15 protein-coding genes are annotated in these 14240 nt (G+C 62.5%); 12 read left to right on the top strand and 3 right to left on the bottom strand.

All coding sequences use genetic code 11. From position 1 onward, the window contains the following. Nucleotides 1-53 precede the first annotated feature (53 nt). From NH195_RS19680 to NH195_RS21855, 10 genes are all read left to right on the top strand, one after another. On the top strand, nt 54-293 hold the full coding sequence (locus NH195_RS19680; protein WP_066711144.1) for a (2Fe-2S)-binding protein: 240 nt from the start codon (nt 54-56) through the stop codon (nt 291-293). Between the two features lie 3 nt (nt 294-296). Further along, on the top strand, nt 297-782 hold the full coding sequence (bfr, locus tag NH195_RS19675; RefSeq protein ID WP_066711142.1) for a bacterioferritin: 486 nt from the start codon (nt 297-299) through the stop codon (nt 780-782). Between the two features lie 40 nt (nt 783-822). Then, the gene (locus NH195_RS19670; RefSeq protein WP_066711140.1) at nt 823-2352 is read left to right on the top strand and encodes a di-heme oxidoreductase family protein; all 1530 of its coding nucleotides are present in this window, start codon (nt 823-825) and stop codon (nt 2350-2352) included. Between the two features lie 11 nt (nt 2353-2363). Continuing rightward, complete coding sequence (locus NH195_RS19665) at nt 2364-3389, top strand: imelysin family protein (protein ID WP_066711138.1); 1026 nt, start codon at nt 2364-2366, stop codon at nt 3387-3389. A 56-nt stretch (nt 3390-3445) separates the two neighbouring features. Beyond that, the gene (locus NH195_RS19660; RefSeq protein WP_066711135.1) at nt 3446-4537 is read left to right on the top strand and encodes a DUF1513 domain-containing protein; all 1092 of its coding nucleotides are present in this window, start codon (nt 3446-3448) and stop codon (nt 4535-4537) included. A 306-nt stretch (nt 4538-4843) separates the two neighbouring features. Continuing rightward, nucleotides 4844-5467 carry an ATP-dependent Clp protease proteolytic subunit gene (locus tag NH195_RS19655; protein WP_066711133.1) on the top strand — a complete coding sequence of 208 codons (624 nt, stop codon included), beginning with the start codon at nt 4844-4846 and terminating at the stop codon, nt 5465-5467. 265 nt (nt 5468-5732) lie between these two features. Further along, entirely contained in the window at nt 5733-7004 is a 1272-nt protein-coding gene (clpX, locus tag NH195_RS19650) for an ATP-dependent Clp protease ATP-binding subunit ClpX (protein ID WP_066711131.1), read from the top strand. 147 nt (nt 7005-7151) lie between these two features. Continuing rightward, complete coding sequence (locus NH195_RS19645) at nt 7152-7535, top strand: NADH:ubiquinone oxidoreductase subunit NDUFA12 (protein WP_066711129.1); 384 nt, start codon at nt 7152-7154, stop codon at nt 7533-7535. Continuing rightward, nucleotides 7535-7996 (top strand): outer membrane lipid asymmetry maintenance protein MlaD, encoded by a 462-nt coding sequence (mlaD, locus tag NH195_RS19640; protein WP_066711127.1) that lies wholly within the window; start codon nt 7535-7537, stop codon nt 7994-7996. Before NH195_RS19645 ends, mlaD begins: the two co-directional genes overlap by 1 nt. Then, nucleotides 7993-8553 (top strand): DUF2155 domain-containing protein, encoded by a 561-nt coding sequence (locus NH195_RS21855; RefSeq protein ID WP_081424036.1) that lies wholly within the window; start codon nt 7993-7995, stop codon nt 8551-8553. Before mlaD ends, NH195_RS21855 begins: the two co-directional genes overlap by 4 nt. Here the strand turns inward: NH195_RS21855 and aat are convergent. The 3 genes from aat to accB all read right to left on the bottom strand — a co-directional run bounded on the left by aat (nt 8516) and on the right by accB (nt 11078). Next, nucleotides 8516-9145: a leucyl/phenylalanyl-tRNA--protein transferase gene (aat, locus tag NH195_RS19630; protein ID WP_066711277.1), complete on the bottom strand. Its 630-nt coding sequence runs from the start codon at nt 9143-9145 to the stop codon at nt 8516-8518. The two genes, NH195_RS21855 and aat, sit on opposite strands and share 38 nt — an antisense overlap. Before the next feature lie 86 nt (nt 9146-9231). After that, nucleotides 9232-10578 (bottom strand): acetyl-CoA carboxylase biotin carboxylase subunit, encoded by a 1347-nt coding sequence (gene accC / locus NH195_RS19625; protein WP_066711125.1) that lies wholly within the window; start codon nt 10576-10578, stop codon nt 9232-9234. Nucleotides 10579-10589: 11 nt separating this feature from the next. Further along, nucleotides 10590-11078 (bottom strand): acetyl-CoA carboxylase biotin carboxyl carrier protein, encoded by a 489-nt coding sequence (gene accB, locus NH195_RS19620; RefSeq protein ID WP_066711123.1) that lies wholly within the window; start codon nt 11076-11078, stop codon nt 10590-10592. Between the two features lie 295 nt (nt 11079-11373). On the opposite strand from accB, the gene NH195_RS19615 reads away from it, so the two are divergent. Both NH195_RS19615 and preA read left to right on the top strand, forming a co-directional pair. Continuing rightward, nucleotides 11374-12711, top strand: a complete 1338-nt coding sequence (locus tag NH195_RS19615) for an NAD(P)-dependent oxidoreductase (protein WP_066711121.1) — start codon at nt 11374-11376, stop codon at nt 12709-12711. Nucleotides 12712-12714: 3 nt separating this feature from the next. Continuing rightward, nucleotides 12715-14016: an NAD-dependent dihydropyrimidine dehydrogenase subunit PreA gene (gene preA / locus NH195_RS19610; RefSeq protein WP_066711118.1), complete on the top strand. Its 1302-nt coding sequence runs from the start codon at nt 12715-12717 to the stop codon at nt 14014-14016. Nucleotides 14017-14240 lie beyond the last annotated feature (224 nt).

The following is a 14240-nucleotide window of genomic DNA, read 5'->3' as shown; positions in this document are numbered from 1 at the left end:
GCTGGAGGCAACCTGTCGGGCAGTTCTTTTGCCGTCGTTTCTCGGAGGTGCATATGATCGTCTGTTCCTGCAATGTCATCACGGATCGCGACATTCATGCCGCGATCGACTGGATGCGGGCGTCCGACCCGGAAACGATCATCACGCCGGGTAAGGTGTACCGCGCTTTGGGCAAGGCGGCGGATTGCGGCGGCTGTATGTCGCTTTTCCTTTCCACCATGCGCCAGAATGCTAACCTTGAAGTGCCCGCCGAGTTGCGCGGGCTCAAGGATTACCGTTTGCAGAGAGGATAAGCCATGAAAGGCGACGCGAAGGTCATCGAGTACCTGAACGCAGCACTCCGGTCGGAACTGACCGCGATTTCCCAGTATTGGGTGCATTTCCGGCTCCAGGAGGACTGGGGCCTCGCGAAGATGGCGAAGAAGTCGCGCGAGGAGAGCATCGAGGAGATGAACCACGCCGACAAGCTGATCGAGCGCATTCTGTTTCTCGAAGGCCACCCGAACCTCCAGAAACTGGATCCGCTCCGGATCGGCGAAACCCCGAAAGAGACGATGGAAGCGGATCTGGCGGGCGAACACGACGCGCTCACACTCTATCGTGAGGCGCGGCTCTATTGCGAATCTGTCGGCGATACGGTTTCCAAGAACCTCTTCGAAGAGCTGATCACCGACGAGGAAGGCCATGTTGATTTTCTCGAAACCCAGCTCGACCTCTACGCCCGTCTTGGCGAGCAAGGCTATGCGCTGCTCAATGCGGCACCGATGGACGAAGCCGAGTAAGGCCGCTCAAGCCCTCGCTTCGGTTCTGGCCCTGTCCCTCATGGGGCAGGGTGTTTGGGCTCAGGAAGGGGCAGAGGGGCTGCCGACATCCGATCCGCACCTGCCGACCGTGCCGCGCACGCAGGAGGAACGCGCGCGCGTCGCCAGTGTCACCGCAACGCCGGACAGCTTCATGGCCCCCGAAGCCTTCGAGACTCATCCGGGCGGCGCGGGCACCGTGACGGACACCGGCGACGACACGGCCTTTACCCTGCCGCCCGCCAACCTACCCTTCGAGAGCAAGCTCGATTTCGAGCTGGGCAATGCGCTTTTTGCCAAGCTCTGGGTCTCGTCGCCGTCCTCGACCAAGGCCTCCGACGGGCTTGGGCCGCTTTATAATGCGCGGTCGTGTCAGCGCTGTCATGTGAACGACGGGCGGGGCCATCCGCCGGAGCACCCGGACGACGACCGGACCTCGATGTTTCTGCGCCTTTCCGTGCCTGCGGGGGATGCGCCTCTGACGGCGCTTGAGGCCTATCTCGCCCATCTCGACGGGGACGATGCCACCCCGCGCACGCGCCCCGTGCCGGGATATGGCACCCAGTTGCAGGATCTGTCGCTTGCGGGATTCGCGCCCGAGGGGCGGATGGAGATCGCCTATGAGGAGATCCCCGTCACGCTTTCGGGCGGAGAGGCAGCATCACTGCGCAAACCTTTGTATTCGATTTCGAATCCGTCTTTCGGGGCGTTGCCCGGAGAGGTGCAAATCTCTCCGCGCGTGGCCAATCAGATGATCGGTCTGGGCCTTCTGGAGGCGATCCCGGCGGAAGATATTCTGGCGCTGGCCGATCCCGACGATGCCGATGGCGACGGCATTTCCGGCCGCCCGAACCTTGTCTGGTCGAAGCGGTACGATCAGGTTATGCTCGGACGCTTCGGCTGGAAGGCGGGCGAGCCGACCGTCGAAGAACAATCCGCCGCCGCCTTTCATGGCGACATCGGGATTTCCTCGCCGCTCTTCCCGGAGCCTGCGGGCGATTGCACGGTGGAGCAGGTCGCGTGTCTGAACGCGCCGAACGGGGCTGGAGATGCCCGCGGTGACGAGATCGACCAGACCGGTATGGATCTCGTGACCTTTTACGCCCGCAACCTCGGCGTACCGGAGCGCCGCGATCTCGACGCGCCGGCGGTGCTCTGGGGCAAGGCGTTGTTCCATGACATCGGATGCGCCTCCTGCCATGTGCCGAAACATGTGACCGCCCGGCTCGAAGGCACGGACCATGCGCCGCAGTCGTTTCAGTTGATCTGGCCCTATACCGACCTGCTCCTGCACGACATGGGGGCGGGGCTGGCGGACGACCGACCCGAGCACCGCGCCACCGGGCGCGAATGGCGCACGGCGCCGCTCTGGGGGATCGGTTTGACGGCGCGGGTTTCAGGGCATACCACCTACCTGCACGACGGACGGGCACGCAGCCTTCTGGAAGCGGTGCTCTGGCACGGGGGCGAGGCTGAGGCCGCGCGCGACGCCGTGGTGGAGTTGCCGCCGGAAGACCGTACCGCGCTGATCCGGTTTCTCGAAAGTCTCTGAAGGAGCACAAAATGCGCAGACTGGCCGCTCTCTGTTTCCCGCTCATGCTGGCCGTGCCTTTCGCCAGCCCCATGGCCGCCGATCCGCTGAACGACGCTTTGCAGCGCGCGGTGAACACGCATACGGTGCCCGCAGTCGAGCGCTTTGCCGGGGCCAGCCATGCCCTGTCCTACACGGCGGCGGACAACTGCCTGCCGGAGGCGGTGAAACCGGCCTATAACGCGGCGTTCGACGCCTGGATGGGGCTTCAGCATCTGCATATGGGGCCGGTCGAGGCCAACGGGCGTATCCTCGCCATCGCCTTCTGGCCCGACAAGAAGGGGCTGATCCCGCGCACCCTGTCCGGGTACATCGCGGATGAAGACCCGGTGATCGACGATCCCGAGGCCTTTGCCCAGGCCTCCATCGCGGTGCGCGGGCTGTTTGCGCTGGAATACATGCTTTATGACGATCAGTTCGACGGCTATGAAGACGGCAGCTATTCCTGCCATCTGGTGCAGGCGATTGCCCATGATCTGGGCCGGATGGGGCAGGCGATCGAGGCGGAATGGACCGCCGACGACGGCTTTGCCCTGACGCTGTTGCTGGCGGGCGAGGCGCCTCATCCGCTTTATCTCTCCAGGATGGAGAGCGTTCAGGCGCTTTATACCATGCTGACCTCCGCGCTTGAAGTCACCCGCGATCAGCGCATCGGGCGGTCGATCGGCACGTTCGAGAAACCCCGCCCGGCACGGGCCGAGGCCTATCGCTCCGAGCGCTCCCAGCGCAACGTGGAACTGATCCTGATGGCGACCCGCGATCTGGCCCGCAAGCTTGCCCCCGGCGAGATGCCCCTGTCCGAGGCCGCTTTCGAGAAGACCATCGCGCTGGTGGAGGAGCTGGACGATCCCGCCTTCGCAGGCGTTGCGGACCCGATGGGGCGGCTCAAGGTCGAGATCATCGGCCAGAACATCACCACGATCCTTGGCCATCTCGCCAATGAGGTTGGCGCGCCTCTGGGCGTCTCCGCCGGGTTCAACGCCTCCGATGGCGACTGAGCGACACGACTGACACAAAACCGACACAAAAACAAAAAGATACTGGACAACAGACCATGACATCCCGCCGTACCTTCCTTAAAGCCGCATTGGCCGCCACCGTTGTGCCGCGCCTGAGCTGGGCCGATGCCGGATCGCCCGCCTATCTTGGTGCGGCCAAGGACGCCTCTGGCGATTACGTGCTTTACGGGCTCGATGCGCAGGCGCAGATCCTGTTCCGCGCGCCGCTCCCGGCCCGGGGACACGCCGCCGCCGCGCACCCTTTGAAACCCGAGGCCGTGGCCTTTGCCCGTCGTCCCGGCACCTTCGCCGTGGTGGTCAATTGCGCCACCGGGCGGATCACCCACCGGCTGGATGCGCCGGAGGGGCGGCATTTCATGGGGCATGGGTTGTTTGTTCAGAATGGCGATCTGTTGCTGACGCCGGAGAACCATTATGCCGAGAAACGCGGCATTCTGGGCATCTGGGACCGACGCAAAAACTATGCCCGCGTTGGCGAGGTTCCGACCCATGGCATCGGGCCGCATGACGTGAAACAACTCTCCGATGGCACGCTTGTGGTTGCCAATGGCGGCATCTTTACGCATCCCGACATCGGCGAGGGGCGACAGAAGCTCAACATCGACGTGATGGAGCCGTCGCTGGTTTATCTCTCGCCGGACTATGCACTGGTCGAAAAACATGTTCTGGCGCCCGAGCTGCATCAGAATTCGATCCGCCACCTGTCGCTTGCCCCCGACGAGCAGGTCGCCTTTGCCATGCAGTGGGAAGGCGACGAGAGCGAAACCGTGCCCTTACTCGGTCTGCACCGGCGCGGAGAAGCGGTGGTGCTGGCGGAGGCCGATCTTGGCGAGCAATATGCGATGAAGGGCTACGCGGGATCCGTGTCGCATTCCGGCGATGGCACCGAGGTGGCGATCAGTTCGCCGCGTGGCGGGCGCATTCACCGGTTCGATGCCGGGGGGAATTTTCTTGGGGCTGTGGTGCGCGGCGATGTCTGCGGGCTCGCGCCAATGGGCGATGGCTATCTCGGCTCCGACGGGTTCGGCGCGCTTCTGGCGATGAAAGAGGACATGCGGCCTCTGAATGCGGTTCCGGGGCTGGCGTGGGACAATCATCTCGTGGCGCTTCCGGAGCTGGCGGCCTGAACTGTCTGTCAGACCCGGTCGATAAAAATTTGCAAAAATTTTGTCCAAATTTGAGGCAAAGCGGCAACACCGGACGCAAGTAATTGTGTCCGGGGCAGTGTTCTGTGATGCAATAGATCATTAATGCATTGTTTTTAAAATTAAATATCGGATTCGTTCCGGCTGGCCCCCGGCAAAGGCGGGGGCTCTGGCACACAGCGGCGTTCGCCCAAGGTTCAGGCGCTCTTGCAGCCCCCCCGGTCCAACACTAAGACTCAGGTAACACTTCCGCGCTAACACATCAGTTGACACAACAGGCAGGGCCCGATGAAAGATCCGATTGATACCTACATGAACACCCTCGTTCCCATGGTGGTCGAACAGACGAGCCGTGGTGAGCGGGCCTATGACATCTTCTCGCGGCTCCTGAAAGAGCGTATCATCTTTCTCAACGGCCCGGTGCATGACGGCATGTCCTCGCTGATCTGCGCCCAGTTGCTGTTTCTCGAGGCCGAGAACCCGAAAAAAGAAATCGCCATGTATATCAACAGCCCGGGCGGTGTCGTGACCTCCGGTCTGTCGATCTACGACACGATGCAATACATCCGTCCGAAGGTCTCGACGCTCGTGATGGGGCAGGCGGCCTCCATGGGCTCGCTTCTCCTGACCGCTGGCGAGAAGGGCATGCGCTTCTCGCTGCCGAACTCCCGCGTCATGGTGCACCAGCCTTCGGGGGGCTACCAAGGTCAGGCGACCGACATCATGATCCATGCGCAAGAGACGCAAAAGCTCAAGGATCGCCTCAACCAGATTTATGTGAAGCACACGGGGCAGGAACTCCAGACCGTGGTCGATGCGCTCGAGCGCGACAATTTCATGTCGCCCGAGGATGCGAAAGACTTCGGCCTGATCGACGAGATCGTCGAAAGCCGCGCGCCGGTCGAGGACTGAGACGGGCTTTGAAAACAAACGGCGCGGCGGGCTGAAACAGTCCGGCGCGCTTCGCCCGTCAAGGCGCGGTGATTAAGGCGAATGGGATTTTGCCATTGTGCCTGAAAAACCGCTGTCCTACACTTTCGGGGACAAATGCGAAATTCGGTCTCCCTTCGGGAGGCCTGCGGCTCAAGGGGACCTGAGCCGTGACGAGAATACCCGTCCGGGTCGCACCGGTCGGAGAGGCAACGTTAGAGAGCCCGCCCGGGCTCAGGGGAATGTGATGAGCAATTCGTCCAGTGGCGACAGCAAAAATACGCTCTACTGCTCGTTCTGCGGCAAGAGCCAGCACGAGGTGCGCAAGCTGATTGCGGGTCCGACCGTTTTCATCTGTGACGAATGCGTCGAACTTTGCATGGATATCATCCGCGAAGAGACCAAGACCTCCGGGCTGAAATCCTCCGAAGGCGTGCCCTCGCCGCAGGAAATCTGCCAGGTTCTGGACGATTACGTGATCGGTCAGGCGCGCGCCAAACGCGTGCTCTCGGTGGCCGTGCACAACCATTACAAACGTCTCAACCACGCCGCGAAAGGCGCGGGGGACATCGAGCTTGCCAAGTCGAACATTCTGCTGATCGGCCCGACCGGTTGCGGCAAGACGCTTTTGGCCCAGACGCTGGCACGCATCCTCGACGTGCCCTTCACCATGGCCGACGCAACCACGCTGACCGAAGCCGGTTATGTGGGCGAGGATGTGGAAAACATCATTCTCAAGCTTTTGCAGGCGTCCGAATATAACGTCGAGCGCGCGCAGCGCGGCATCGTCTATATCGACGAGGTCGACAAGATCACCCGCAAATCCGACAACCCCTCGATCACCCGCGACGTGTCGGGCGAGGGCGTGCAGCAGGCGCTCTTGAAAATCATGGAAGGCACCGTCGCCTCCGTGCCGCCGCAGGGTGGGCGCAAACACCCGCAGCAGGAATTCCTCCAGGTCGACACGACGAACATCCTGTTCATCTGTGGCGGTGCCTTTGCCGGTCTCGACCGCATCATCGCGCAGCGCAACAAGGGCACGGCGATGGGCTTTGGCGCCGATGTGAAGGACAATGACAGCCGCGGCGTCGGTGAGCTGTTCAAGGAACTCGAGCCCGAAGATCTGCTGAAATTCGGCCTGATCCCGGAATTCGTCGGACGTCTGCCGGTGCTCGCCACGCTCGAAGACCTTGACGAAGACGCGCTGGTCACCATCCTGACAGAGCCGAAAAACGCGCTGGTGAAACAGTATCAGCGCCTGTTCGAACTGGAAGATGCGAAACTGTCCTTCACGGAAGAGGCGCTCACGGCCATTGCCAAACGCGCAATCGAGCGCAAGACCGGCGCGCGGGGGCTGCGCTCCATTCTCGAGGACATCCTGCTCGACACGATGTTCGAACTTCCGGGCATGGACAATGTAACCGAGGTGGTGGTCAACGAAGAAGCGGTGACCTCGCCCGCGAAGCCGCTGATGATCTATTCCGACGAGGAAAAGAGCAAGGAAGCGACCGCGTCCTGAGATCTGAAACCCCGCCCCGATCGGCGGGGTTTTGCTTTGGCGGGGCGGGCCGTTTCGAAAACCCGCAAGGCGTGGCGCTCCCCTCTGGACCTCCGCGCCCGGATGGTCCATAGAAAGACCAAGCGACATTCGAAAGGTGACGACGTCATGGGGATTTTGAACACGGCTCTGCGCTCTCTCATCTGGTGGAAAGACGGGACCATCGGCACCCAATTCTTCACCTGGCGTCACGGCGTCAAGGTCGGTGAAGACGCTCAGGGCAACAAATTCTACCGCAATGAGGCCGATACCCGCCGCTGGGTGGTCTACAATGGCGAAATCGAAGCCTCCCGCATCAGCCCCGACTGGCATGGCTGGCTGCACCATACGTTTGCGAACCACCCCGGTCACGAACCGCTCGCCCACAAACCGTGGGAAAAGGAGCATGTCGAGAACCTGACCGGTACGCCCGCCGCCTATGCGCCCGCTGGCTCCATCCGTCGCGCCCAGCCTGTCGAGCGGCGTGACTACGAGGCCTGGCAGCCGGAATAATGGCCGAGAATCCGACAGAGGTCGCGGTCGGTGCGGGCGTTATCGCGCTCGCGCTTGGCTTTCTGGTCTACGCCGGACAGGTCACTGGCTTTGGCGTCTCCGCTCCCGATCACTACAACCTGACCGCCTCCTTCCGCTCCGCCGAGGGGATTTCCACCGGCACGGATGTGCGGCTGGCGGGGGTCAAGATCGGCACGGTATCCGGGCTCGATCTCAACCGCGACACGTTTCGCGCCGAGGCGCAACTGACGCTCGATGGCGATGTGCTGTTGCCCGATGACACGGCGGCGATGATTTCCTCCGAAGGGCTTCTGGGCGGCAATTTCGTCGAACTGGTGCCGGGCGGCTCGATGTTCAATTTCGAGGACGGTCAGGTGATCGCCGACACACAGGGCTCGGTCAGCCTGATCAACCTCTTGCTGAAATTCGTCACCGGCAGTGATGAGGGGAGTGCGGAATGACGCGTTGGGTGGCTGTCATCGGGGTGGCTCTGATCGCGACCGCTCCGGCGTTTGCGCAGGAGGGCGGGTTTGACGACGATCTCGAAACCGGGCTCGACCAGATCACCATCCAGCCGCTCGACGAGGGCGATAATGTCGGTGGGTTCGGCGCGGGGGGGCTGTCTCTCGAGGATCTGCAAAATCTCCCGAACGGTGATTTCCAGCAGGAGCTGCGCGACATCACCACCGAAATTCAGGAGCATGTCGTTTCCTCTTCCGGGGCGGCGGTGCGGGCGCTCGACAAGCTCACCGGCGCGGTCAGGGATTTGACGCTCGAGACCGGGCAGAGCGCCAGCTTCGGCCGGATTGAGGTGTTTCTGGGCGATTGCCGCTACCCGGCGGACAACCCCTCGGGGAATGCCTACGCCTATCTCGTCGTGCGCGCGCAAGGCATCGAGGCGCCGGTGTTTTCCGGCTGGATGATCGCGTCCTCGCCAGCGCTCAACGCCATGGATCACCCGCGTTACGACATCTGGCCGCTCACCTGCGACATTCCGACAGCACAAGCTCAGGAGTGAGCGGGGCCGGAAGCACCGTCAAATCCGCGCGTGTTTCCAAGGCTTTGCGCAGCCGCACGCGGTACTCGGCGCGGGAAATCTCGATGCCGCCGAGGCTGGCGAGATGCTCGGTCAGGAATTGCGTGTCGAACAGGGTAAAGCCGGTGAGGCGCAGCCGGGCCACGAGATAGGCCAACACGATTTTCGAGGCACTGGGCACGCGCGAGAACATGCTTTCGCCGAAAAACGCCGTGCCAAGCGCAAGGCCATAGGTGCCGCCGACAAGACGGTCCTCGTCCCATAGCTCGACCGAATGGCCAAAGCCCATGTCGTGAAGTTCACAGTAGAGATCGAAGATTGTGGCGTTGATCCAGGTTTCCTCCCGGTCGGCGCAGCCTTCCATTACGCCGATGAAATCGCGGTTGAGCGTTACCCGGTATCGGTCCTGTCGGATCAGCCGCGCGAGCGAGCGCGAAATGTGGAAGCCGTCCAGCGGAAGGATGCCCCGGTCGCGGGGATCGACCCAGAACAGGCTGTCGTCGTCGCGACTTTCGGCCATGGGAAAGACGCCATTGGCATAGGCTTGCAGGATCAGCTCCGGGGTCAGTTCGATGTGGTTCATGACGCGAATTTGACGCGGTTTCGGGCAAAAGAAAAGGCCGCCCGGTGAGGCGGCCTTTGATCCCGGAAGGGTAGAACTCAGCCGAACTGGGCAGCGAGCCATTTTTCCAGCCAGTGGATGTTGTAATCCCCGGACTGGATGTCCTTGTCCTGCAACAGCGCGTTGAACAGCGGCAATGTGGTGTCCACACCGTCGACGATCAACTCGCCAAGCGCGCGGTTGAGCCGCGCCAGCGCTTCGTCCCGGTCGCGCCCGTGCACGATCAGCTTGCCGATCAGGCTGTCGTAATAGGGTGGGATCGAATAGCCGGTGTAGAGCGCCGAATCCATCCGCACGCCAAGACCGCCGGGCGCGTGGTATTGCGTCACCTTGCCGGGGCAGGGGGCGAAATTCGGCAGGCGCTCGGCATTGATCCGCACTTCGATGGCGTGGCCGTTGATCTTCAGATCGTCCTGCGAGAAGGACAGCTTTTCGCCAGAGGCCACGAGGATCTGTTCGCGCACGAGGTCCTGACCGAAGATCGCCTCGGTCACCGGGTGTTCCACCTGAAGACGGGTGTTCATCTCGATGAAATAGAACTCTCCGTCCTCGTAGAGGAATTCGATGGTGCCCGCGCCCTTATAGCCCATCTCGGCGATGGCCTTGGCACAGATGCCGCCAATGCGGGCGCGCTCTTCGGGCGTGATGCAGGGGCCGGGGGCCTCTTCGAACACTTTCTGGTGCCGACGCTGGAGCGAACAATCGCGCTCGCCAAGGTGGACGCCGCCGCCCTGGCCGTCGCCGAAGACCTGAACCTCGATGTGACGCGGTTTCTGGAGATATTTCTCCATGTAAACCTCGTCATTGCCGAAGGCGGCCTTGGCCTCCGAGCGCGCAGTGCGGAAAGCGACTTCCAGCTCGGCCTCGTTCAGTGCCACTTTCATGCCACGACCACCGCCACCGGCGGTTGCCTTGATGATCACCGGATAGCCCATCTCGGCGGCGGTTTTCTTCGCCGTGTCGACATCGGGCACACCGCCCTTGGAGCCCGGAACGACCGGAATGCCAAGCTTTTCAGCGGTGACTTTCGCAGTGATCTTGTCGCCCATTTGGCGGATGTGCTCGGCGGAGGGGCCGATGAAGGTCAGGTCGTGGTCCTCGACGATCTGCACGAAGGCGGCGTTTTCCGACAGGAAGCCATAGCCCGGGTGGATCGCCTGCGCGCCGGTGATTTCGCAGGCCGCGATGATCGCCGGAAAGTTCAGGTAGGACTGGGCCGAGCTGTTCGGGCCGATGCACACGGCCTCGTCGGCCATGCGCACATGCATGGCGTTCGCATCGGCGGTGGAATGGACCGCAACCGACTGGATGCCCATCTCGCGACAGGCGCGGATCACCCGAAGGGCAATCTCGCCACGGTTGGCAATGAGGATTTTATCGAACATCGGGGTGCCCCTTATTCGATGATCATCAAGGGCGCGCCGAATTCGACCGGCTGGCCGTCATCCACGAGGATACGCTTCACAGTGCCGGATTTCGGGGCCGGAATGTGGTTCATGGTCTTCATCGCCTCGACGATCAGAAGCGTCTGACCTTCGGAGACCTGATCGCCGATTTTCACAAAGGCGGCGGCACCCGGTTCCGGCGACAGGTAGGCGGTGCCGACCATCGGCGAGGCCACGGCGTTCGGGTCTTCAGACGGATCGGGAGCGTTGGCTGCGACGGAAACCGCTGCGGGGGCGGCGGCCACGGGAGCGGCGGCGACGGCGGCCGGGGCGGCCACGGTCTGAACGATGGCCTGCGGCGCGGCGCGGCTCACGCGGACGTTGAGGCTGTCGTTGTCGCCATATTCACGCATGACTTCGAGTTCGGTGAGATCATTGGCGGTGAGGAGTTCGGCAAGCGCCTGGATGAAAGCCACGTCGGCGTCGTTTTGCTTTGTCATATGTTCCACTCGGATTATGGCCCGCCCGGTTCTTGTTTTCTCGTGGGCCCGGTTTGGTCTTTTCTGTCCTCCGTATATAGGGCCTGTGACGTTGCGTGAAAACCCGATTTCGGGGGGAGATGCCGTTGCGGCGAGGCAAACTCTGCTCATGTTTTGGGCGCTTGCGCATCATTATGTGGCGCGGGCTTTGGGAAAAGACCGAAAATGACCGGGCTTAAATTTTACCGCTTGATAAAATTTCTGCCGCTGTCACGGTGAGTCACAATAAAAAGCAAGCCAACAGGGAGCAAGCCCTATGTCCAACACGCCGTTGACGCCCGGTATTCAGCCCGGACGCCTGCCTGCGGAAAGCTATCCGGCGCAGTTTTCCGATCTGCATCCGGTGCTCGATCACCATGAGGCGCTGGTCGCCGCAGATCGTTGTTACTTTTGCCACGATGCGCCCTGCATGACCGCCTGTCCGACCTCGATCGACGTGCCTTTGTTCATCCGTCAGATCCTGACCGGCACGCCCGAAGCGGCGGCGAAGACCATTTTCGAACAGAACATTCTGGGCGGGATGTGCGCCCGCGTCTGTCCGACGGAGACGCTCTGCGAAGAGGTCTGTGTGCGCGAAGTGGCGGAAGGTAAGCCGGTGGAGATCGGTCGTCTGCAACGCTACGCCACGGATACGCTGATGGCGGCGGGAGTGCATCCGTTTGCCCGCGCCGAGCCGACCGGCAAGACGGTGGCCGTGGTGGGCGCGGGGCCTGCGGGTCTGTCGGCTGCGCACCGTTTGGCGATGAAAGGCCATGACGTGACCATGTTTGACGCCCGGCCCAAATCCGGCGGTCTCAACGAATATGGCATCGCGTCTTACAAGGCGCCCGATGGCTATGCCCAGAAAGAGGTCGACTGGCTGATGCAGATCGGCGGGATTTCCGTCGTCAACGGCAAGAAGCTGGGTGACGGTCTGTCGCTCGACGCTTTGAAGGCCGAGTATGACGCGGTGTTCCTCGCGATCGGTCTGGCGGGCGTCAATGCGCTTCGGGCCGAGGGCGAAGACAAACCCGGCGTTCTGGATGCGGTGGATTTCATCTCCGAGTTGCGTCAGGCCGCAGACCTGTCGAAACTGCCCGTTGGGCGCAATGTCGTGGTGATCGGCGGCGGCATGACTGCCGTGGATGCCGCTGTTCAGGCGAAACTCTTGGGCGCGCAGAACGTCTCCATGGTCTATCGCCGGGGCCGGGCGCGCATGTCCGCCTCCGAGTACGAACAGGATTTCGCGACCTCGAAAGGCGTGCAGATTTTCTATAATGCCGCCCCTGTGGCGGTCTACGGCAACGGGGCGGTGGCCGAGGTCGAATTCGAATACACCTCCGAGGAGGGCGGCAGCCTGAAGGGCACGGGCGAGACCTTCCGCCTGCCGGCAGATCAGGTGTTCAAGGCCATCGGCCAGACGCTGGATGGCGCGCCGGAAGGGCTCGAAATCACCGACGGCAAGATCGCGGTCGATGCCGTGGGCCGCACGTCCGTGGCGGGCGTCTGGGCCGGGGGCGATTGCGCCTCGGGCGGCGAAGACCTGACCGTGACGGCGGTGGCCGAGGGTCGCGACGCCGCAGAAGACATCCACGCTAAGCTGATGGAGGGCTGAGCCATGGCCGATCTGACGAGCACTTTTTGCGGCATCAAAAGCCCGAACCCCTTCTGGCTGGCCTCCGCGCCGCCGACCGACAAGGAATACAACGTCCGCCGCGCCTTCGAGGCCGGATGGGGCGGGGTGGTTTGGAAGACGCTGGGCGAGGAAGGTCCGCCCGTGGTCAACGTCTCCGGCCCGCGTTACGGCGCGATCTTTGGGGCCGACCGGCGTTTGCTGGGCCTCAACAACATCGAGCTGATCACCGACCGTCCGCTGGAGGTGAACCTCGAAGAGATGACGCGGGTGAAAAAGGACTACCCGGACCGGGCGCTGATTGCCTCGGTCATGGTGCCTTGTGATGCGGAGAGCTGGAAGAGCATCATCCCGCGCATCGCCGAGACCGGCTGTGACGGGTTCGAGCTGAACTTTGGCTGTCCGCATGGCATGGCTGAGCGGGGCATGGGCTCTGCCGTGGGGCAGGTGCCCGAGTATATCGAGATGGTGACGCGCTGGTGCAAGGAGACGACCGACCTGCCGGTGATCGTCAAGCTGACGCCGAACATCACCAATATTCTCTACCCGGCCGAGGCGGCCAAACGCGGCGGCGCCGATGCGGTCAGCCTGATCAACACGATCAATTCGATCACCTCGGTGAACCTCGACACGTTCAGCCCTGAGCCGATGATCGACGGCAAAGGCACCCATGGCGGCTATTGCGGCCCGGCGGTGAAACCCATCGCGCTCAATATGGTGGCCGAGATCGCGCGCAATCCGGAAACGGCGGGTCTGCCGATCTCCGGCATCGGCGGCGTGACCACATGGCGCGATGCGGCGGAGTTCCTCGCCCTTGGCGCGTCGAACGTGCAGGTCTGTACGGCGGCGATGACCTATGGGTTCAAGATCGTGCAGGAGATGATTTCGGGGCTGAGCCAGTATATGGATGAGAAAGGGTTCACCTCGGTCGCGGAGATTTCCGGGCGGGCGGTTCCGAATGTCACCGACTGGCAGTATCTCAACCTGAACCATGTCACCAAGGCGGTAATCAATCAGGACGACTGCATCAAATGCGGGCGCTGCTATGCGGCTTGCGAGGACACCTCGCACCAGGCGATCGAAATGGGCGCGGACCGGACCTTCACGGTCAAGGACGACGAATGCGTCGCCTGCAACCTTTGTGTCAATGTCTGCCCGGTCGAAGGCTGTATCACGATGAAAACGCTGGAAAAAGGCGAGGTGGACGAGCGCACGGGCCGTAAGGTGGGGGACTATGCCAACTGGACGACCCATCCGAACAACGTCGCGGCCTGCGTCGCAGAATGAGGGAGCCGGCGCGGAGGGGAAACCTTCCGCGCAGCACCAAGACCCCGAAACAGCGACGGCTGTCGGGGGGGGGGCAAAATTCGGACAAAGTTTCACTGAACCCCGTGCTTTATCCCTTGGCGCGGGGTTTCTTTTGGACGTCGCTGGTCGGTCAGTGAACCGTGGGTCCCTGTTGCCATGTCCGGTCATCTGTGTAAGCCGCGCCATCCTGACGCGTGATCGGG

Source organism: Celeribacter ethanolicus (genome assembly GCF_001550095.1).
Taxonomy (GTDB): Bacteria; Pseudomonadota; Alphaproteobacteria; order Rhodobacterales; family Rhodobacteraceae; genus Celeribacter; species Celeribacter ethanolicus.
Note: the sequence above shows the minus strand (reverse complement) of the source record. Positions and strands in the feature narration are given on the sequence as shown.